Annotated in this window: 20 protein-coding genes; 10 read left to right on the top strand and 10 right to left on the bottom strand. The window is 36.6% G+C overall.

The features are described from left to right. The first annotated feature begins 73 nt into the window (after positions 1–73). On the top strand, positions 74–445 hold the full coding sequence (locus tag FACI_RS06825; protein ID WP_009887400.1) for a hypothetical protein: 372 nt from the start codon (positions 74–76) through the stop codon (positions 443–445). A gap of 109 nt (positions 446–554) precedes the next feature. Here FACI_RS06825 and FACI_RS06820 read toward each other — a convergent pair whose 3' ends face one another. Continuing rightward, on the bottom strand, positions 555–1,538 hold the full coding sequence (locus tag FACI_RS06820; protein ID WP_009887399.1) for a homoserine dehydrogenase: 984 nt from the start codon (positions 1,536–1,538) through the stop codon (positions 555–557). A gap of 328 nt (positions 1,539–1,866) precedes the next feature. Here FACI_RS06820 and FACI_RS06815 point away from each other — a divergent pair, with 328 nt between their 5' ends. From FACI_RS06815 to FACI_RS06800, 4 genes are all read left to right on the top strand, one after another. Then, positions 1,867–3,072: an IS110 family RNA-guided transposase gene (locus tag FACI_RS06815; protein WP_009887398.1), complete on the top strand. Its 1,206-nt coding sequence runs from the start codon at positions 1,867–1,869 to the stop codon at positions 3,070–3,072. Positions 3,073–3,325: 253 nt separating this feature from the next. Next, a complete protein-coding gene (locus FACI_RS06810) occupies positions 3,326–4,921 on the top strand; it encodes an APC family permease (protein WP_009887397.1) in 1,596 nt (531 codons plus the stop codon). A gap of 144 nt (positions 4,922–5,065) precedes the next feature. Beyond that, positions 5,066–5,572: an OsmC family protein gene (locus FACI_RS06805; RefSeq protein WP_009887396.1), complete on the top strand. Its 507-nt coding sequence runs from the start codon at positions 5,066–5,068 to the stop codon at positions 5,570–5,572. A gap of 140 nt (positions 5,573–5,712) precedes the next feature. Continuing rightward, positions 5,713–6,360 carry a cyclase family protein gene (locus FACI_RS06800; RefSeq protein WP_009887395.1) on the top strand — a complete coding sequence of 216 codons (648 nt, stop codon included), beginning with the start codon at positions 5,713–5,715 and terminating at the stop codon, positions 6,358–6,360. A gap of 89 nt (positions 6,361–6,449) precedes the next feature. Here the strand turns inward: FACI_RS06800 and gyrA are convergent, their stop codons facing one another. Together gyrA and gyrB are read right to left on the bottom strand one after the other, a co-directional pair. Then, entirely contained in the window at positions 6,450–8,825 is a 2,376-nt protein-coding gene (gene gyrA, locus FACI_RS06795; RefSeq protein WP_009887394.1) for a DNA gyrase subunit A, read from the bottom strand. A gap of 9 nt (positions 8,826–8,834) precedes the next feature. Further along, positions 8,835–10,766: a DNA topoisomerase (ATP-hydrolyzing) subunit B gene (gene gyrB / locus FACI_RS06790; RefSeq protein WP_052317742.1), complete on the bottom strand. Its 1,932-nt coding sequence runs from the start codon at positions 10,764–10,766 to the stop codon at positions 8,835–8,837. Positions 10,767–10,947: 181 nt separating this feature from the next. On the opposite strand from gyrB, the gene FACI_RS06785 reads away from it, so the two are divergent. Continuing rightward, positions 10,948–11,640: a hypothetical protein gene (locus FACI_RS06785; protein ID WP_009887392.1), complete on the top strand. Its 693-nt coding sequence runs from the start codon at positions 10,948–10,950 to the stop codon at positions 11,638–11,640. A gap of 1 nt (position 11,641) precedes the next feature. Here FACI_RS06785 and FACI_RS06780 read toward each other — a convergent pair whose 3' ends face one another. From FACI_RS06780 to FACI_RS06770, 3 genes are all read right to left on the bottom strand, one after another. Further along, complete coding sequence (locus tag FACI_RS06780; protein ID WP_009887391.1) at positions 11,642–11,881, bottom strand: hypothetical protein; 240 nt, start codon at positions 11,879–11,881, stop codon at positions 11,642–11,644. A 304-nt stretch (positions 11,882–12,185) separates the two neighbouring features. Further along, a complete protein-coding gene (locus FACI_RS06775) occupies positions 12,186–13,829 on the bottom strand; it encodes a glutamate--tRNA ligase (protein WP_009887390.1) in 1,644 nt (547 codons plus the stop codon). Continuing rightward, positions 13,798–14,781, bottom strand: a complete 984-nt coding sequence (locus tag FACI_RS06770; RefSeq protein ID WP_009887389.1) for an NOG1 family protein — start codon at positions 14,779–14,781, stop codon at positions 13,798–13,800. Before FACI_RS06770 ends, FACI_RS06775 begins: the two co-directional genes overlap by 32 nt. An 81-nt stretch (positions 14,782–14,862) precedes the next feature. Here FACI_RS06770 and FACI_RS06765 point away from each other — a divergent pair, with 81 nt between their 5' ends. The 4 genes from FACI_RS06765 to FACI_RS06750 all read left to right on the top strand — a co-directional run bounded on the left by FACI_RS06765 (position 14,863) and on the right by FACI_RS06750 (position 17,441). After that, positions 14,863–15,492: an ACT domain-containing protein gene (locus tag FACI_RS06765; protein ID WP_009887388.1), complete on the top strand. Its 630-nt coding sequence runs from the start codon at positions 14,863–14,865 to the stop codon at positions 15,490–15,492. A gap of 177 nt (positions 15,493–15,669) precedes the next feature. Then, on the top strand, positions 15,670–16,593 hold the full coding sequence (locus tag FACI_RS06760; RefSeq protein WP_009887387.1) for an IS5-like element ISFac2 family transposase: 924 nt from the start codon (positions 15,670–15,672) through the stop codon (positions 16,591–16,593). Positions 16,594–16,652: 59 nt separating this feature from the next. Next, positions 16,653–17,186: a class I SAM-dependent methyltransferase gene (locus FACI_RS06755; RefSeq protein ID WP_009887386.1), complete on the top strand. Its 534-nt coding sequence runs from the start codon at positions 16,653–16,655 to the stop codon at positions 17,184–17,186. A 15-nt stretch (positions 17,187–17,201) separates the two neighbouring features. Further along, positions 17,202–17,441, top strand: a complete 240-nt coding sequence (locus FACI_RS06750; RefSeq protein ID WP_009887385.1) for a hypothetical protein — start codon at positions 17,202–17,204, stop codon at positions 17,439–17,441. On the opposite strand, the gene FACI_RS06745 is transcribed toward FACI_RS06750, so the two are convergent. From FACI_RS06745 to FACI_RS06730, 4 genes are all read right to left on the bottom strand, one after another. Beyond that, complete coding sequence (locus FACI_RS06745; RefSeq protein WP_009887384.1) at positions 17,438–17,671, bottom strand: hypothetical protein; 234 nt, start codon at positions 17,669–17,671, stop codon at positions 17,438–17,440. The genes FACI_RS06750 and FACI_RS06745 overlap by 4 nt on opposite strands. 67 nt (positions 17,672–17,738) lie before the next feature. Next, entirely contained in the window at positions 17,739–18,872 is a 1,134-nt protein-coding gene (locus tag FACI_RS06740; protein WP_009887383.1) for a glycoside hydrolase family 57 protein, read from the bottom strand. Beyond that, on the bottom strand, positions 18,860–19,978 hold the full coding sequence (locus tag FACI_RS06735) for a glycosyltransferase family 4 protein (RefSeq protein WP_009887382.1): 1,119 nt from the start codon (positions 19,976–19,978) through the stop codon (positions 18,860–18,862). The genes FACI_RS06740 and FACI_RS06735 overlap by 13 nt, the downstream gene beginning before the upstream one ends. After that, positions 19,975–21,807 carry an amylo-alpha-1,6-glucosidase gene (locus FACI_RS06730; protein ID WP_009887381.1) on the bottom strand — a complete coding sequence of 611 codons (1,833 nt, stop codon included), beginning with the start codon at positions 21,805–21,807 and terminating at the stop codon, positions 19,975–19,977. Before FACI_RS06730 ends, FACI_RS06735 begins: the two co-directional genes overlap by 4 nt. Positions 21,808–21,841 lie beyond the last annotated feature (34 nt).

The following is a 21,841-nucleotide window of genomic DNA, read 5'->3' as shown; positions in this document are numbered from 1 at the left end:
TAATCGAAGTATATTATATTACTTTGTTGATTTAGATACCATAGGTTTAATAGGATATGTTATATATAATACTATGATAATATTATTCGATTTAATTGCATTGTTAATTGCAATAGTTATACTCTCTATTCCTATGTATGTTGCATCAAAAATTGTAGTTTCCGGTAGAAATTCCAGCTTTGGTAAGGCAATAGCAGCAACAATTTTAACAGTGATCATACTGGTATTTTTTTCCCTGGGCCTGCATGTTCTCTTTGCACCACTTGCAGTTGCAGGAAGTATTATAGCTTTTCTGATTACACTGTTTATTTTACTCTACACATATAGCGCTATATATGATATTAGCCTGGGACGGAGCTTTATCCTGGCAGTAATGGAAATTATCATGTGGTTCTTATTCTTCCTGTTCACAGGCATACTGGGTGCTTTCTTTGCCTTAATTTGAACAATACTGATACCCGGGTTCTGATTAATGCATGTTGTTATATTTTGCTTCAATAGGGGTTCACTTTTTCCTGTTATTTCCTGGAAAAAAGAATAAATAAATATATAATTCAGGCTAATAAAAGAATATCATTTACAACCTGTGCAGCAGTTTCCAGTGGCCCATCATGCTTTTCAAATACCATGAGGTCGTCATTATTATCTGTTTTCTCAAGGTATCCCATTGATAGTGAATCCATAGCGGCCATAGAATCACCTGGCTTTATGCTGAATATTTTAGATTCAATGATAGGATTTGTTCCCGCAGTGATATGTGAAAGAACACGGTATACTTCACCAGAATTCCTCATGTATTCAATATTATCAAGATTTTCTATGCCATCATATTCCACATCCTTTAATGTGTAATCAAGCCCTAGAAGTGCATTGGCTATAATAACAGTCTTTCTGGCTCCATCCAGCCCATTGGTATCGTCATGGTAATCAGTTTCAGCTATGCCCATGCTCTGGGCAGTTTTTATTGCTTCATGGAAATCCACATTTCCCATCAGGTGGTTCAGAACAAAATTAATTGTTGAACTTACCTGCCCCTTGAATTCCAAAAGTTTTGATGATTTTAGTGAATACCTGTTAAGATTGAATAAGGGAACACCGCCTCCAACAGCTGATTCATAGAGTATATTCTTTTTCTGCTTTCTGGATGATTCCATGATCTCCTTCCAGTGCAGAGCCAGCGGAGCCTTATTGCAGGTTACTACCTGTTTCCCACTATCGAAAGCATTTTTATACATACGCATGCCTGCAAGCCCGTCCTTTGTTGCCGGCGACATATCTACTATTACATCTGAATTAAGGGAATAGATATCTTCCATTTTCATTACATCTGCAACTTCATCCAGTTCGCCCCTTTCCTTGTACATGAGAACCTTGTCAAGATTCAATCCATTTTTATCATAAACTGTTGTTTTTGAATCTGATACAGAAATGACATGGATATCGGAACCAAATCTGGTTTTAAAATACTCATGATTTTCATTCAAAATACCCACTACAGCCTTTCCTATATGGCCCAACCCCACAAGAGAAACATCCATAATTGCTTATTATAACTTATTTTATAAAACTTCTTATGTTGATTTTTATTTGTAGAATATTTCAAAACCCTATAGATATACTAATTACGCGATATTTATATTTCTATTGTGAATGCTATATGAGAAATAACCTATACTAAAAATCAATCTGGAGTTATCCAGATGTGTATAGGGAGGGGGAGTATATAAATACTGTACTTACGTACTGTTCTGTGAATCTCCCCTGATTCATCATTGCTGATAGGCATTCTCTTTCCAATGGGAAAGTAATAGGTGTCTGCTTAATGAATCTTTAATCCCTGTATATGTATGGGTGGAAGAAATATAAATGTTATCCGTAGGAATTGATACGCATGAAAGAATACATTATGCAGAAATACAGGATGAAAAAGAAAATAAACTATGGCATGGAAAGATCAGGAATATAAAAGAAGATTTTGAATCTTTGATTGATAAAATAAAGAAAATAGAGAATAGCAATAATGATAAGGTTGAATTTATATTTATGAATCCTACAGGGAATTACCATATTCCATTGAAATATTTCCTGGAAAATAATAATTTTACTGTATACATGGTAGATGCAAGGAAGACATTGAATTTAAGAAAGATGATAAACCTTAATACTATTAAATCAGACAGTGAAGATGCACATATCTTAGCAGCTACACCATGGCATGATCCTAAATACAGGGAATATACAGGCCATAATAGGTCTTCATTGTCCAGTATTTCAAGGGAAAGGAGTATTGTTGTTAAAAGTATTACTGCAATAAAGAATTATATACATAGTGACCTTGCAGCTGTATTCCCTGAATTTACAGATTTGTACAGCATTAATTCTGCTGCAGGAATGGCAATACTCTATGAATATGCAACACCGTACAGTATTCTAAATGCAGGTATTGATAATATTATAAAATCGATAAAAAAGGCAAGCAAGGGGCATTATAGAATAGAAGATATAAACAGGCTAATGGAAACTGCTGAAAACAGCATAGGAATCCCTGATAAAGATGATGCATATAAATTCAAAATAAGGATGAATATATCCAGGCTAAGGGATGAGATGAATAATTTAAAGAATATTGAAAAAGAGATTATAAGTAGAAGCAGCAATAATGGGGATGTTAATAACCTCACCAATCTCAGGGGCCTTGGGATTATAAATTCTGCAATAATAGTATCTGAGATAGGAAATATAGAACAGTTCGAATCAGCATTGAAATTGCAGTCATATGCAGGAAAATGTCCTGATATAGAGGGTTCAGGAGGTAAAACACATTCTAAGGGAATAACACATGTAAGGAATAAATTTCTTAGCAATGCTGTATATGAGAGTGCAATTTCACTTGTAATGAATAAAAATAAGGAATTCTATGATATATTCAACAGGGAAATAGGAAAAAAGAAATCCAATGTACAGGCATATATAGCAGTTTCAAAAAGATTATTATTCCATATATACAGCATTATGAAGAATCATAAACCATATAAGGAGAAAATGGTAGGGAATTATAAGAGGTATGCATAATGGTCATTAAATTGTAAATAAAATATTACATGCGATAATCTAATATAGGTGTATTTATATTTTTACAGAGATTATGTACACAACCTTTCCCTCGAAGTAACTTTAAATCCCTAAGTATATAAAATAATACTGGATATTTTTCAGGTTTAATAACTTTTTATATTTCATTCTATCTCAATTTTTAAATTAAAAGTATACAGTGTCATGTCATTACATAACATAGTATTATATATTTCCTAATTATTTAACTCATATGGTTGATATTGAAACTCAGAATAATGTTGTTAAAAGTAAATACAAAAAGGATCTGGGACTCTGGAGTGTTATTATGCTGGCACTTGGTGGAATTTTAGGGCCTGCCGTCGCCTATGCACCTGTGTACACACTTGCCTATGCTGGACCTATAGGCATACTGGCGTGGCCAATAGCCATGGTTATGATAATTCCCATAGGACTGGTATACGCTGAACTGGGTACAACATGGCCAAAGGCAGGTGGTGTTGCATATTATCCTTCTAAAAGCAATGGGCCTATAGTAGGAGCGATAAATGGTTGGTCATCCATGGTTGGATATCTATTTGTAGGACCGGTCATAGTATTTGCAGTTGTGGAATATTTGAGTTTTTATTTTCCATCACTCTATGCAAACGGGACATTAACATATCTTGGAATAATTGTGGCGGAAATAGTACTCATACTTGTATTTCTTGTTAATATACTGAGGATAAAGCATATGGGTGCTATAAACCTCATTCTCACAGCAATTACACTTTTGCTTATTGGTGTTGTGATCATTGCCCTTGCTTTCTATTTTAAACTATCCAATATTACTTCCACCGCAGGAGGAGTTATACCATACGGCTTCACCGGGTTTTTCGGAGCAATAACCCTGACCGTATTCGGTTACGGAGGATTCAGGCAACCTATAGATTATTCAGAGGAAGTCAAAAATCCAGGCAAAAGCATACCAATAGCAATTATAGTAGCACTGCTTGTTTCTGGTCTTGTATTTTCTCTTGAATCACTTGTATTCGCAGGTGCTATCAATTTCTCTAAACTTGGAATAAGTACGGGTAATTGGTCTGCGTTGTTTGCCTACAGTTCTCCGTATGCTACACTATCGAAAGTACTTGTATTGCCCGCCATAGTAATAATTGCAATAATTGTTGCACTTATAGCCACGTTTAAGGATGGTGTTATATATTATGGTGGCACTGCTAGAGTGGGAGAAGTTCTGGCAAGGGAAGATAAATTTCTTCCAAAGCTATTTGACAGGATGAATGTAAGAGGAATACCGGTATATTCTATCGTTCTTGTATTAATAATCACAATAGTTTTAGTAGCACTGGGGAGGTCACTGGCAACAATTATAGGCATTATGGTTGATGGCTTTTTATTATCATACGCCCCTGGAGCCATTAGCTTAATGGTATTCAGAAAAACAGATATGGTTACAAAGAGGCCATTTAAGCTTCCATTTGCTAAAATACTTGCACCCATAGCATTTATTGTTGCCAATCTTCTGGTATACTGGTCAGGATGGGCAGCAGTTGAGATTATCATTCCATTGGATTTCGCCGGTATACTGCTTGTACTTGTTTACAGCCACTACACAAAAATTGACATGAAGTATGCAATGTATGGAATATGGATGCCAGTATACCTTATATTTATACTTATAATGTCCCGTATAGGAAGTAGCCTGTTCCACGGATTAAATTATATCGCGTTTCCATATGATACAATAGTTTTTATTATTGTTACAATGGTGTTCTATTTTGTAGGTGTAAATCTAGGAGTAAAAAGTGTAAATTATATAACTAATAAAAAAGCGGGCAACCCGGAATGAATTAATTTTTTTATTTCAAACATTTTTTACATTTTTTATGTGATATAGCTACAGTATACGTTACAGGATTATCTGAATGTATCGATTTAGCATACTTACTAATTATTTTAGATATATTTAAATACAGATAAGATTTAATGTTTTATGGCAGATATAATAGATAATATAAATATGGTTGAACTGGAAAAAACTGAAAATAAAATTAAATCTAGTGGTGGGCATTTATTTGTAGAAAAACACATAAATGGAGAATTTAATTTAAGTGGCAGCCCAATGTTTACCGCAGAACTTGGTTCTGAGAAGGCAAAATTTATATTAGGGGCAGATGAGCCGGGAATTCTCGGTGGGCAGGGAGTACATGCGACCCCACTTAACTACCTGATGATGGGAGTTATGTCATGCTTTGCATCCACAGTTGCAATTCAGGCTGCAAAGAGGGGCATCGTATTAAAAAAATTAAAATTTAAAGGGCATCTATATTATGACATAGGCCCTGTTGTGGTTGAATCCGACTTTCCCATAATCAAATCTTTAAAGATAGAGGTTGAAGCAGATCAGGATATAAAAGTCGTGCTGGAGCATTCAAGAAAAGCATGCCCTGCCTTATATGCAATAATGAATCCTATACCCACTGAAATATCACAGGTATAAGAATTAGAATATATCATTAATTTGATAAAATAAAATTTTGTAATGGTATGTATAATTGAAAATCCAATCAGGAGATTTTTGAATAAAATGTTTAAATTATATTAGGTTAATTATATATATTACTAAATCATTATTCATATATGGATACTAAAAAATACTTTGATTTGTCCGTGGAATTGAAACCAAATATGCCCTGCTGGCCAACAAATCCAATAGTAAGGATAGATCCGATAGGCGTTCTTTCAAGAGATGGCTACAGTGTTGAAAAGTTTGAAACGGTAACTCATACTGGAACACATATAGATGCTCCTTATCACATGATCGATAACGGTATGACTGTGGACAAAATACCACTTAGCCAGATTATTGGCCCGGGATATTGCATAAGGCCAGAAGTAGATGGCACTGAAATTAAGCTTAATGCATTGAAAAAAATATGGAAACCTGAATATGACAATAAGATTATTTTAATAAACACGAATTGGGATAAAAAACGTGGGTTTACAAAAGAATTTCAATACGATTTTCCAGGGTTGGCCGACGATACTGTTGATTTTTTGATAGAACACCATCCGAAAGTTATAGGCATAGATACGTTAGGCATAGACCCATATAGCCACGGTGATTTCAGAGTCCACAAGGCTTTGCTTTCAAAAAATATGGTCTTTATAGAGGATTTAGCGAATCTCGATAAGCTTGAAACTGGAAGGGAATACACTGTTATTGCACTCCCACTAAAGATTTATGGAGGCAGTGGGGCTATGGCAAGGGTAGTCGCTGTTGAATAGGCGTATACTATAATCTTATTTCATTTTCAATTGAATATAAAAAATTTTAAATTAAAAACTTAAATTTATGGTATTTAATCAATATGTATTCAAAGTACCGAGGCGGCAACAACAAGATCGTCATCGTCTACATTTATAAGTTTTACACCTGAGGTAACCCTTGACTGTATTTTGATTTCATCAGAATTCAATCTGATAGTTTTATTGTTTCTGGTAACTATCAGGACTTCCTGGGAATCGCCAACAGGTAATGCAGTAACCAGTGAACCGGTCCTTTCACTTTCCTTAAAGATGAGATTTCCAGAAGACCCTCTATGGTGTATGGAAAAATCAGTTATCTTTGTTCTTTTTCCCAACCCATTTTCCGTTATGCTCATTACAGTATCGTTGTCATCCACTAAAAATGAGTTGATTACTTCAGCACCGTTTAGCCTCATGGATTTAACTCCCCTTGAAGCTCTGCCGGTTGAAGATACCTCATCGGAAAGGAATACTGCCGCTTTGTTATTGCTGGCTGCGACAAATATCTTTGATGGTTTTTCAAGATCCATTACAGAAACTACCTCATCCTGATCGTCGAGTTTAATAATCTTCAGGCCAGATTCCCTCATATCCAGTATTTCCTTTACAGGAGTTCTCTTTATAAAGCCTTTCTTTGTAATTATTATCAGGAAGTTTTTAGGGCTTGCGGGCGATTTCATTATCTGTTTTATCTTTTCATTTTCATTCATTTTAAGGAAAGTTCCGCCGACACTACCAAGTGATGTCCTTGATTTTTTCTCTATTGTATATGCTTTAGTTCTCAATACTCTCCCGGTATTCGTGAAGAAATAAATCATATCATGGGACATGCAGGATAAAATGCTTCTAACTGTATCTTCTTTCCTGGTTGCTGTGATAGTTCCCTTTCCGCCCCTTTTCTGAACATTGTATTCCTCAGAAGAAACCCTTTTAAGAAGCCCATTTTCACTGAGTATCATTATGGATTCCTCATTAGGTATGATGTCCTCATCGTTTCTTGCGTTGATATCCCTGTTGAGAACCTTTGTGCGCCTCACATCGCCGAACTGCTTCTTTATTTCGAGGGTTTCCTGCTTAAGTACGTCCCTCCGTTTGGATTCATTATTTATTATCTCATTTAACCTTTCAATGTTTTCCTTTATGCTTATAAGCTCATCATTAATTTTTTTGATTTCCAATCCAGTTAAGCGCTGAAGCCTCATATCCAGTATGGCTAGAGCCTGCTTCTCGGAAAGTGATAATTGATCCATCAGGGATGTTTTAGCCATATCAGCATTGTCGGAAGACCTGATAATTTTTATCACGCGATCTATGTTCTCCAGTGCAATAACAAGCCCTGATAGTATATGCTCCCGGTCCATCAATTTATTTACTTCAAAAACTGAACGCTTCCTTATTATTTCAAGCCTGAAATCTATGAAGCCCAGAATCATTTCATCAAGTGTCATGACCTTTGGTTCGTTGTTCAGCAAAACCAGATTATTCACACCTATGGTGGTTTCCAGTGGGGTGTGTTCATATAACTGGTTAATTGTAAGTCCCTTGCTGTCATCATTTTTAATCTTGATAACTACCCGTATGCCGTTTCTGTCGCTTTCATCCCTTATATCAGATATGTTGCTTATAATTCCGTTTTTTACCTGTTCGGCAACGTTCTGGATATAAAGAGCTTTATTAACCCCATATGGCAGTGTTTTAATGATGATTTTTTTCTTTTCTTCATCATCTATTTCTCCCTGGCAGAATACCTTGCCATGGCCTGTCCTGTAAATATTCAGAAGGTCCGAATTTCTATAAATCATTCCGCCACCGGGAAAATCCGGGCCCTGAACAAATTTCAGTAAATCTTCAACACTGCAGTCTGGATGGTCTATTCCGTACATTATTGCATCTGAAATTTCTGAAAGGTTATGTGGTACCATATTGGTTGCCATTCCAACAGCTATTCCAGATGTTCCATTTATTAATAACTGGGGTATTCTTGACGGGAAATACACCGGCTCGTCAAGTGAACCATCAAAATTCGGGCTAAATGGAACTGTTTCCTTTTCTATGTCCCTTACCATTTCCTCTGCCATTTTGCCTAATCTGGCTTCTGTATACCTCATAGCAGCAGGGGCATCCCCGTCTATAGAACCAAAATTTCCCTGCCCGTCAATCAGTGTATACCGCAACGAAAAATCCTGGGCCATTCTTGCCAGTGCTTCGTATATTGACGAATCGCCATGTGGATGGTATTTACCCATGGTTTCTCCTATTATACGTGCAGACTTTTTATAGGGCTTGTCATGGGTAACACCCAGTTCGTACATGGAGTATATTATTCTCCTCTGTACCGGTTTTAATCCATCCCTGAAATCAGGTATTGCCCTGCTCACTATTACACTCATCGCATAGTCAAGATACGATGTTTTAATTTCCTCTTCAATTGGCCTTAATAACATTTATCCCACCTATATATCCAGATTCTGGACGTATTTTGCATTATCCTCTATGAATTTTCTCCTTGGCTCTACTTTCTCTCCCATAAGTATGTTAAACAGCTGGTCGGCATATAAGGCATCCTCTATGCTTACCTGCACCAGTTTTCTTGATTCAGGATTCATTGTGGTTTCCCAGAGCTGTTCCGGGTTCATCTCCCCGAGACCCTTAAATCTCTGTATTACCACATTTTTACCCATCTTTGCCACTTCACGGTCTTTTTCATCCTCGCTGAATACATATACTATATCGTTGCCCTTCTGTACCCTGAACAATGGTGGCTGGGCAAAGTAAATGTGCCCGCCCTGGATAAGTTCATTCATGAACCTGTAGAAAAATGTCAGGAGAAGTGTTCTTATATGGGCTCCATCAACATCGGCATCTGTCATTATTATTATCTTGCCATAACGGAGATTTTTTATTTCAAATTTATCCTTGATATTTGTACCAATTGCGGTAATAAGGTTTTTAATTTCCTCGTTCTCCAGAGCCTTGTTATCGTTTGATTTTTCCACATTGAGTATTTTTCCCCTCAGTGGAAGTATTGCCTGGTATTCCCTGTTCCTCGCCTGTTTTGCTGATCCACCTGCAGAGTCTCCCTCTACGATGTATACTTCGGTCTGATCTGAATCACTGGATGAGCAATCTGCAAGCTTTCCCGGCAATGTTCCGCTTTCCAGTGCAGTTTTCCTCCTTACCAGATCCTTTGCCTTCCTGGAAGCTTCCCTTGCTATGGCAGCTGCCAGTACTCTCTTAATTATTGCATCTGCTATAGGAGGATATGATTCAAAATAATCTTTGAGATATTTTTCAGTAATTGAAGATACTATGCTTTTCACCACTGAATTTCCTAATTTTTCCTTTGTTTGCCCTTCAAACTGTGGATTAAACATCTTTACATGCAACACGGCGGTTAAGCCCTCTCTGGTATCATCGCCTATAAGCCCGCTTACACCCTTTACCAGGTTTTTAGCCTTTGCATATTCAAGAACAGCACGTGAAAGCCCCGTATGGAAACCGGTTATATGGGTTCCGCCTTCAGGGGTCTTTATATTATTTACAAAGCTTTCCTCTGTGCCGGTTACATTGTCTATATACTGCAATGCGAATTCTACCACGTACTCTTTGTATTCCTCACGGCAGTAAATTGGCTCCTTATTAACAATATCCTTTCCCTGGTCGAGGAACTGGACGTATTCTACAAGCCCGCCATCAAAATGGAATTTTTCGTGCTTGCCTGACCTTAAATCACTCAATTCTATTGTTATATTTGGATTTAAAAAAGCAAGGTCCATGATTCTCTGTGAAATAACCGGGTATGAGAAATCTATAGTATCAAAAATTGTTGCATCAGGGTAGAACTTTATAATTGTCCCGTGTTCCGGATATTTCATTTCTATATCGCCAATTTCCGGATCAGCTGATTTATTTTTAGCATCAAGAACCTGTAGCCCGGATACCGGAACTCCCTGTTGAAATTTTTCATAATAAATTTTAGTTCCCTTTTTTACTACGGCAACCAAATAATCAGAAAGTGCATTTACTACATGCACACCAACGCCATGCAACCCTCCTGTAACCTTATACACTTTTTTATCGAATTTAGCACCACTGTGGAGCTCGGTCATTACTATTTCAAGTCCTGGACGCTTATATTTAGGGTGTATATCTACCGGAATACCTCTTCCATCATCCTCTACAGATATTGAACCGTCTTTATATATTACTATATTTATATCAGAACCGAAACCGGCCATGGCTTCGTCTATACAGTTATCAACAACTTCATAAACCATATGGTGTAGGCCATCAGGCCCCGTTGAGCCTATATACATGCCTGGTACTTTTCTTACTGCCTTCAATCCCTCAAGAATTTGTATCTGAGATGCATCATAATTATCCATAGCTTTATCCATACTATTACTGTAATACAATATAACGTAATAAGTTTTATTGAGTTTGGCGGAATTGTTATTTCCGGCATCGTGGTTATTGTTTGATAACATCGTTATATGAAGGCGAGAAGCAATAACTGCCGGGTGCAACAATTGTTAATGTTTAATTAATCATATAAAATCTACCTTCATGGAATATGTTAAAGCTAATGGGTGGCAGGTTTATGTGGATTTTTTCAGGAACACACAGTTAGATGAGTTCGTAAATAAAATAAATTCAACCAATGCTGTTAAAGTCGAGAATAATTTTTCAATAAAAAATAAGAAATTCAGGCATGTGTTCCATGGAATAAAATCACTGCCTTTATTTTATGATCCATTGAACAGGGTTAATTACCTCACACTTGGATTTGTGTATGATAGTTACGGCCATCTGGGATTTTACAGGATTGAAGTCAGGAATAATAAAGAGTATATATTTATTGCAGACAAAAACTATTTTAAAGGAAAAAATGGTAACATACCTGTAAAAATATTTAATACATGTTCCGTGAAATATATAATTGCCTCATCATTTCACATGGATGATAAGAAAAAATTTATTCTTAACTATGATAATAATAATTCATTTTGCCAGGGCATAATACCTGTAAATACAAATTTCATAATTGATGCGGAAATAATGAGGGATAAGGAAACATTCCAGGAAAGAATTTCATTTGGTGAGGAAATAATAAATGCCAAACTGGATTATAACCGTTTAAAAATACACAGGATAAGCTTTGATGAGAAGAAATGTTCCGGCATTTTACAGGGGGGGAACGACCATTTATTCCTCTATAAATTGGGCAATGCACTGGGGAAAATCCAGGGAAAAATATAATTTATTTTTTTATTATAAGTGTTTTAGTATCCTCTGTACCACTGTAATTTAGAAGTGTTAGCTTTGCAGCTTTTACCATCTCACTGAACTTTTCATTGTTAAATGGAAATTTTTCAGATGAAAATATGACTTTTATTTCCTGGCCATCATCCAGGTCAAAATATAGCCCTTTAAGATAGGCTTTCAGATAATTATCGGGGTCTCCGCCACATATAACCTCTCTCTGGTCATCTACATTCATAAGCACAACATTACAATTAAGGACTTATTATTTATGCCTGTTAAAAACATTATAAATTTATGTATTCCAGCACATAAAATATGTGTAATATTCTGATGCTTTTTATCTTTGACCATCATTTTCTATCGATTCCTAAATTCTGTAGTCTATTACAGGTTTATTTATAAGGAACTCACATCTTATGAAGCGTAATAAATATTATTATTTATCTTCACAGTTATATGCAAAACCATAAAGGGGCTGAAATTAATTTAATATGTTTGTGCCACACAAACATGAATTTTACGATATAAAGCTATAACAATCATTTATGGAGGAAATAACCATTTTTGCCATCCAGGTTGACATATCCGTAACGTTCCAGCTGTACAACTCCCCGTTTCTCTGTTGCTAAAGGTTCCAGTTTTCCCTTGTCTATGTTCCCGTCCGGATAAAATATCTGGAGGTCTCCGGAATTTTCAGGTGCCCACTGGATTATCTTCACCCTGCCTTCCGGTTCAATATTGCTATAAACAAGTTTATTGCCCTTTTTTACCGCCACACAGAGGTCTTTTAACCTTATTACTTCCCCTTCATTTATTTTATCAATTTCATCGCCAGGGAAATAAACAGATGCCTGTGCCGGAATGCTATATTCCCTGAAACCGGAATCTGGGCGCTGTGGATGTAGCAGGGCATGGCTTTTTAAGGGTTCTGCATTCTGAAGGCTAATGAGTTCCGGATGTGGTACAAAGGAATACCTTTCTGTATTATAATCTATTATTTCCCTATCCATGGAATCAAATATTTCCCATGAAAAGGTTGCATTGCTTTTATTCATTCCTGAACGGACCCAGTACTTCCTGAATGTTTCAGGATTATATCCTCTCTTCTTCAATGCCTTTAAAGTTCCAAGCCTGATATCGTCCCATCCACTGTACTTTCCGGATTTTATGCCTTCCTTGATTATTGTTGTTTTAAGAATTGTATCGGGAATTGTTATGAAACCATAATGGAAATATTCAGGTATTTTCCAGTTATTGTACATAAAAACATATTTCTGCTTCTCGGTATTGACAAGATGGTCAATTCCCCTTATAACATGTGTAAGCCCCAGATAATGGTCGTCAACAGACACTGAAAAATTCATAGTAGGATATACTGAATATTTTGATCCGGTTAGCGGGTGCTCGGTGGTATTTATCCTGAATGCAATCCAGTCCCTTATCGAGGGATTCGGGTGATTTATGTCCGTTTTCATTACCAGTGCTGCTTCACCCTCGGAGTAATGGCCTGAAATCATCTTATCGAATTTTTCAAGGTTAACTGAAGGGTCGGCATCCCTTTCTTTTACAGGTACTTTCTTCAATTTGAGATCATGGAATTCCTGCTGATTTTCTTCAATAACGTACATATACCCTTCAGAAATCATGCGCTTTGCTTCAGAATAATAGAACTCCATCCGGGATGATTGGATTACAGTTTCTGTAACATCAACGCCCAGCCATTTTAGATCCTCCGGAATCATTGTATATGCATCCGGATCAATGTTGCCCGGATTTGTGTCTTCTATTCTAAGTATCAGTTTCCCGCCATAACGCTTTACATACTCATCGTTGAGGATAGCCATTCTCGAATGGCCTATGTGCAGGGGTCCTGAGGGGGACGGAGCCATCCTCATAACAACACTCCCATTTACCCCGGGAAGATCAGGCAGTTCATGCCTTTCTTCTTTCTTTTCCTTTATAAGTATATCCGGGTACTCGGTGTTAACGATCTCCTCCAGCTGGTCAGCACCCATTGCATTTACCTCGTCAACATATTTCCTTATTGTTCCCATAAGGGTTTTCATATCCTTTTTTGCATCCGGGTTAATGGAAATCAACTTTCCAACAACTGAGGAAATATCCGCTTTCCCACCATGCATATATGCGTTTTTAATAACCTGTTTCCTGATTTCTTGCTGCATAAAAATTTTCCACCTCGGCAATTACCACATCATCAAGCTCCTTAAGCCCGGGAGAAGTTACAGATGATATGCATATGTTTTCCTTTCTTTCACTTATATCAATTTTTGTCTGGATTCTTATTATTTTATTGGGAAAGCTTCCAGAAATTTCATTGAATAAATTATTCTGCTGATCCTCCGTATAACTGGAAGTCCCGGAGTAATCAAAGAGGAATAGTATAGTACCTTCTATTTTTGATAAGGCTATTATTGCCCTCCTTTCTATATCATTTCTGTCATCCATGGGGCGATCCAGAATTCCAGGGGTATCTATGAACTGAACCCTCCTGGTGCCTATATTCTTATAGCCTATAAGTATCTCCTTTGTTGTAAAGGGGTAACTGGCAATGTCTGGTGTTGTTCCTGTAAGCTTCTGTATCAGTGAGCTTTTTCCGGAGTTAGGAATACCGGCGATTATGAACGTTGGTATATCTGTTATAATACCTGGAAGCCTGCGCAGATAATTTCTGCATTCTCCAAGGTAAAGCAGGTCTTTGTTTATGTTTTTTATAAGTGATGAGAATCTTCCGTAGTACTGCTTCATTATATTATTCATTTCATTTATTGTTTTTACTCCTTTGAGTTTTTTGATATAAACTGTGCTGAAGTCCTTAATTTTATCCGTTGTCCACTGGACATTTCCAAGGCTCAGCTTATATTTGTCAACGTCGAACATTAAATCAATTAGGTCAAAGTAGAAGGGATGTAGTGTTTCAATGGTAGGGAATTTTCTAATTATTTTATCCAGGTGGCCCGTTGAAATACTTTCAATTGTGGATATTCTGTCAGTAACCTCCTTCCTGATTTTCATTTCTTTTTTCGGGAAGTAAGGTTCAACGATATTTGAAGCCTTATGAAATGATTTATCTATGATTTCCTGTGATCTTAATACTGTAGGAATATAATCAAACATACAACCCAATTTCAAGCTGGTTAATATCCTTTTCATTATCAATTGATAAATTATTTTAACAATTTGTATATACATGATAAAATGGTTAACACCGCAGAAATAGTTAGAAAGTACATCGATGGGAATCCAGACCTAAAAGATTACCTGAATAGAGGTATTATCAATATTTCAGCCCTTTCCCGGGAAATTATGGCAAATACAGGAATAGAAGATTTTGATGCTACGATGGCTGCCCTGAAACGGTATAGAAGCAATGGGCAGGCTGTATATAATTCTGAAATTTTAGACAGGTCAAACCTTGAAATGTCATCCAATATTTCCCTTATAGTTATTAAAAAAAGCTATGAAAGCCTTAAAATTATAACAGGAATTATAGGGAATCTAAAAAAATTGAATTCCATAAACCTTGTTGAGACAAAAAATTCCTTTTCCCTTATTGGGGACAATGAAACAATTAAAGGGTTTTCAAATTTCTTTTCAGACGAACAGATAATAGAGCATAAGAAGGATCTGGGGCAACTATCCATCATAAGCCCGGAAGAGATAGAAAAAACAAAGGGATATATTAATTTTATAACCATGCTGCTGTACAGGGCTGGCATTAATATTCTGCAGATTATCTCATTTTATAGTGATACAATAATTATTCTTGAGGAGAAAGACCTGACAGATGCGTTTAAGATAATTTCAGCTAAAATGATAGAAAGATAATGGAAGCAATTGTTTATAATGGCATTGATTGCAAAAATCCCTGGATAGAATAACATAATAATCATACCGAAAAATGTAGTGTGTTGCATAATTCATTCTAATTTAATAATTATTCCATAATAAATTTAAAACTTAAAAGGTAAACCCCTATATAGTGAAATATAGGGGCGATTTGCTTTGACACCACAAATCAATAATAAAATAAATAGAAGTATAAAAAGATACTGGATTGGTTCCAACAGAAGATGGGAAAAGTATAATGAATCACTTGTAGACAGGGTGGAATACCTTACAGATCTGTCATTTATAAAGGATTATGATACTCTATTAGAGGAAAAGAATAGTGGAAAAATAGGCCATCCATACAAAGTACCCGATGCATTGATAATGTATTTAGCGAGATTAAGATCTATATTTAATGTACCGTTCAGGTCACTTGAAGGGATATTGAGATCCTTAGCGATTATAACAGGAATAAAATCAATATCATACAGTGAAATATTCAGGAGGATAAGGAGAATTAAGCCTGAATTGAATAATATTAACAATAAACTGGATTGCATTATAGATTCTACTGGATATAAAATAACAATAAGGGGAGATTACTTAGGCCATAAATGGCATAAGAAAAGGAAGGGGTGGCTCAAATTACATGTAATAATATCATTGAAGGATGTTAATGTATTATCATTCACTATAACAGATGAGCATACACATGATTCTAAAGCTGCTAGAAAACTATTGAGTAAAATGAAAAATAATATTCTAAGAATATTTGGGGATAGGGGATATGATTCAAAATATATCTACAATATGTTCGGATATAATGCAGTAATACCCCCCAGGAAAAATGCCTCTACTAAATCCAGAGGTTCATCCACAAGGGCCAAGATTGTAAGATTTATAAAAAAGAATTCCATGGAACAGTGGAAGGAGAATAATAGCTATGGTAAAAGGTGGATTGTAGAAATATATTTTTCAGGATTAAAAAGAGTAATGACAGAGGTTATTAAAGCTAAGAAAATAGAGTATATTATACAGGAATTAGCTCTTAAGGTTGTTAATTACAATATTATGAGGGGGATGACACATGCCTATTAATTATGCAACACACTACGAAAAATGAGAATATTCAAATATTATATAATTATCTATTAGGAATGAGATACGAGAGGATTAAAGAATTCAGGGAGAAATATATCCCTTACAATAAAATTGTTGAAAAAATGGACCTTAAACCCGATGATGTAATAATTGATATGGGGGCTGGGGATGGATTTTACAGTAAATTATTTGCCGATAAACTCAAAAATGGGAAGGTGTATGCAATTGAACGCAATCCAGATGTTTTGCCCCATCTACAGAGGAATTTAATGGAAATGAAGAATTTTGAAGTTGTCAATGAAAATATGTGCCATGTAGACATTAAAGGGTTTAACAAAATATTCTTTTCAACTGTTTTCCACGATATAGAATGCAGAGAGGATATAATCGATTTTATGATCCGGAACTCTAAGAAGCCATTGAACGTTTACCTGATAGAATTTAACAAAAAAAGTGCCATGGGCCCTCCACTGGATATAAGGATCTGCCATGATGAGCTAAATAAAATATTCACTGAATCGGGATTCCAGCCCGCCCTGCATATGGATTTTGAATACAATTATTTTGATTCGTATTATCTGGAAAAATAATAGGAGGTGGAATATATGAGTGAGGATAATAATGGAAACAGGAATTCAATAAAGCCTGTGAGGAGCAAGATTGCGCTTAAAAATGTTAAGGAGACATTGCCTGATAAGGGGAAGGAGAGTAAAATTAAAGGCCAGAAAGAGAATACAATTTCTGAGACAAACACACGTATAGACCCATTCGGGATAAATAGACAGAAGAAAGTTATAAAAAAGGATAACGAAAAAAAGGATTCAACAAATTATTTCGGGCATTAAAGGAAGTGATGTTTCTTTTCTCCCCGGTCATCCTGAACGGGCTGTGGTTCATAGAGTTCAACCTTCCCGCAGGTATTGCATTTGTACAATGTGAATGTCTGTGTGGTTTCGGTAAGGTCATTCCATCCACCCAGAAACATTCCACCTATTCCGGTATATCCACCAACTCTAAAATTCATATTGCCTGCAGGTTCCATTTCGCCTGCACAGTCAGGTGTTGAGCATTTCATATTATTTACATTGCCTTTATCTATTTAAAAATATGCCAGCATAGTTTTTACCGGTATAAAGAATAAATTACAGTTGTTTTCCAGCATTTTCGCATACGTTATCAAGTGCGTACATATAATAAATGAAGGCAAGGTATGGCGACCGGTATGGATTAAAATATTCGTGCACTGTAAAATCTTCCGGCTCTCCCATGGACATATAGTATATAAGATCTGAAGTCTGGAGGTATCTCCACAGTTTTTTATCCGGGCAATCTTCACAGTGCTTTAGCCGGCTAAATGCTTCATTCTGCATTTTATTCCCGAGCCAGGCAGAGAGGTCTCTCCTTGTATCCGCCCAGGAAATTGTTTTGTCAATGCTGACTGTATCCTTCACGCTAAATTTTGCCTGTATTTCATCAATCTTCAGGGTTTCCATGCCATATTGCTCGATATATTTTCCCAGGTAGTGGACGAAATCGAATATGCCCGTTTCCTTTCTCTGGTGTTCGCCGAAAGTCTCATAGTCCATGTAAAGGTTCATTATATCTCCCGGGCTATTTTGAATCCATTGAATGTATTTGTCTGCTGTCAGTGGATACCCGCTCCAGGCAGTGTTGGAAAATCTGAACGAAATATTATCACTCATAGGATAATTTCTAAGGTAGAGGTTTACACCGGATGGGGATAAATACCTGAAATTAGGGCTATAACGCCTTGAGATTTCTTCTGTGCCCTCCGCCAGGATATTCCGGAAGCCCATATCCCTGGCCATCTCTGCAATCCTGTTATTGTATATGAGTTCCGTATTCCTGAATGACACAGGGGAATAATTAAAGATGCTTTTTATTGAATGCATCTGTTCATTTACCTGGTATTTAAATTCATCTTCATTCCAGATTGAAGCAAGGGAATGGAAATATGTTTCTCCCATCAGTTCACACAATCCTGATTTTACATAGTCATCTATAACATCTATAGTTTCAGGGCTGTATTTCAATGCCTGTTCAATAAACGTCCCTGACAGGGAAAATGTTGATTTAATCCCGCTTTCCATTAAAAGTTTTGTTGCTGGGATGTAAGAAATTTCTGATATTCTCTTAAAAATATCCCTGTTCTGTTCTTCCCAGAATATGCCCATCTTATCAGGCCTGTCCTGTATTTTTAATGGGCGAAGCCTTAAGGGCTGGTGCAGTTCAAAGTAAAAGGCTATATTTTCCATATTGACCTGTACACCTCCATTGTCTTAATTGCAGATTTTTCCCAGGTAAATGACATGCCCTCATACTTTCCATAGAGTGAAAGGGTTTCCCGGAGGCTCTTATGGTTCAGTATAGAAATAGCATAGGAAGACATGACATCAGTGTCCCAGTAATCCACCTTCAATACGTTGTTAAGCGCTTCACCAACACCGGTAGTTTTGCTCATTATTACCGGCGATCCGGAAACCATGGATTCAAGGACAGTGATGCCAAATGGCTCAGAGACTGCAGGTATAACAAATACTCCGGACCTTTTATAATACTCAATGGCCTTGTGGAAATCCACAAATCCGGGAAAGAATACTTTTTCCCTGAATCCATGGTTTACTGCATAGCTCTCCATCTCACCTATCATATCCCCTGTTCCTGCCATAACAAATTTAACATTTTTCTCATACTGGTTGACCTTATCCGCCATTTCCATGAAAAATTTAGGCCCTTTCTGGCTTGTTACCCTACCAAAATAAAGGAGCATCCTCTCTCTTTTATAACTCACACCCTGTGTGTAAGCTGAGGATTTAACTCCATTATAAACGGTTGTTATCTTGTCAGCATCTATTCCATACTTTTCTACCAGAACCCCTTTTGTAGAGTTTGAAACTGTTATTATTGCATCGGCTTTTTCAGCACCTTCTTTTTCAATTTTCATTATATTGCCCTGGGGGTTAAAGTATGCTGACCTATCGTACTCGGTGCTGTGGAATGTTACAACAAGTGGAATGCCAAATTTTTCCTTTATATCTATTCCAGCCCTGAATGTTATCCAGTCGTGGCAATGTATTACCGACACACCATCTGGCCTGAAATTTTCAATAACATTCCGGTTATAATCCTCTACAGCATCGATAAAGTTGGTTACCTGTGAATAGGAACCACCGGCAACACCTTTCGTTATTTTCACTGTTATTATACTGAATGGGTAATATGGAAAAGAATAGCCCATATCAGGGAGATAAATCTCTGTCGGAACTATTTTTCCTATTATTGAAAAAATATTGGATGTGTGTATTCCCAGCCCGCCGGAAAATGCCGGGGGAAGTTCCCATCCTACAACTGCAACCTTCATTTCACTCCCCTCTTTACAGTGGTACCCGGGGAGTATTTTCTAATATCTTCATAATATGCCCTTATGAGCTCACCATAGCTCCATGCCTGCATAATACATCCACGTGGTTCTCCTGGAGATAATCCGTCAAAGATTTCAGGAACCATTTCCATAGAGTATAAGTCAGAAAAGAATCTGTACAGGTTTCCGGCATCATATCCATTCCGAACACATGCTGTTATATAGGGCCCTGCAAGCCATGGCCACACAGTGCCATTATGGTATGCCCTATCCCTTTCCATGACCGGACCGGAGTATGTACCTGCAAATTTATTGCTGCGGGGAGAGAGGCTTCTCAATCCGTATGGGGTTACAAGTTCTAATCGTGCTTTCTCGAGGAATTGCTTCTGGTTTAGGAGGGGAAAAGGGAGTGAGTATGCAAATAGAAAATTGGGCCTGAAAGATGTGTCCACAGGGTCTATAGTATCAGCTATTTCCCCGTTAATAATGAATTTGCCTGTGAATTCATCCTCAAACTCGGAAAGTATATCATTTACCGTTTTTTCCGGTTGTTCCCCTGAAATGTTGCAAAAATAAGTATATATTTTCAGGGAATTATACCAGAGTGCATTGATTTCAACAGGTTTGCCGATTCTCGGAGTGAAACTGGTGTTGCCGTTTTTAGCATCCATCCATGTCATAGGTGCATTGCTGACCTTTATGAATTTACCATCGAGGGAAAAATCTTCATTCCCGGAGATATACGAATTTATTATATCTCTGACATTCTTTAATAATGATCTGACAAATGAACTGTCATTTGAATAAGCATAGTATTTGTAAAGAGCGTATATAAACCACAATGGTGCATCCGCAGACCTTTCAAAAGATTGGCTATAAAGATTGTTAGGTACTAGGTTTTCCTTCATTTTGCCAGCATAATTTAAGAAAATTTCCCTTGCCATATCAAAATTCTTTTCTATTAATAAGAGTCCTGGCATTGATATAAAGGTATCCCTTGCCCATGGGCCAAACCAGTGGAATCCGGCAATTAAATCATTTTTTAACCTCAAATTATATGAGTTTCTTCTCAATGCGTTAATTGCAGGGTCCTCCTCATTATTTTCCCCCCTGGTTGTTAATCTTTGCTGGATGTCCTGAAAATTCCCTGAGAAATTGTCATCCGTTGTTATTGCTATATCCAGCGGGCTTTTGATATTGCTTATGCTTATTACCCCGGGCATGTATAAATCTTCCATACTATTTGTTCCTCTCTCCTGCTCTTCAGGGTAAATAAAATTATAATACCATAATCCCTTATTAATAAATTTCCCAATCTTTGAAATTTTAAGGGAATAAATTCCATCTGTGAAACTATAAGAGCCTTTATCTTCGTCTGCAACAAATTCCTTTTGCCCGGATTTTATTACATTATGAAAGCTCCTGAATGCCAGCAGCGGATAAAGGTTCATCGTATCAGGAGTTTTTTCAGGAAATTCATATCTTATAACAACTGTATCTGCATCCGGATCCAGAATTAATGATTTTTTGCATATATTGCCCTCCAGATTAAATGTTAACGAAGGATATGGTGTGGTGGAGTAATCCTGTATGTACCTGAATCCTTCAGGCCACATTGTTCCCGGGTAATAATTTGTATCTATTGCATACTGTTTCCCCTGAAATGCAAGTTCCTCATAAAGTTTCGATAATATAACATATCTATTATAATTATTCTGTTCGGATTTGACCAGAATCCCGTGATATGTCCTGGTATTTGCAAATGAGATTGTTGAAGAAGAATAGGAACCCTTTGAATTAGCAATAAGCCATTCTTCTTTAAAATTCATAAATATTTAAGGTTAATGTGTTAATAAACCTTTT

The organism is Ferroplasma acidarmanus Fer1 (genome assembly GCF_000152265.2).
Classification (GTDB): domain Archaea; phylum Thermoplasmatota; class Thermoplasmata; order Thermoplasmatales; family Thermoplasmataceae; genus Ferroplasma; species Ferroplasma acidiphilum.
This window is presented reverse-complemented; position numbering and strand designations above follow the sequence as displayed.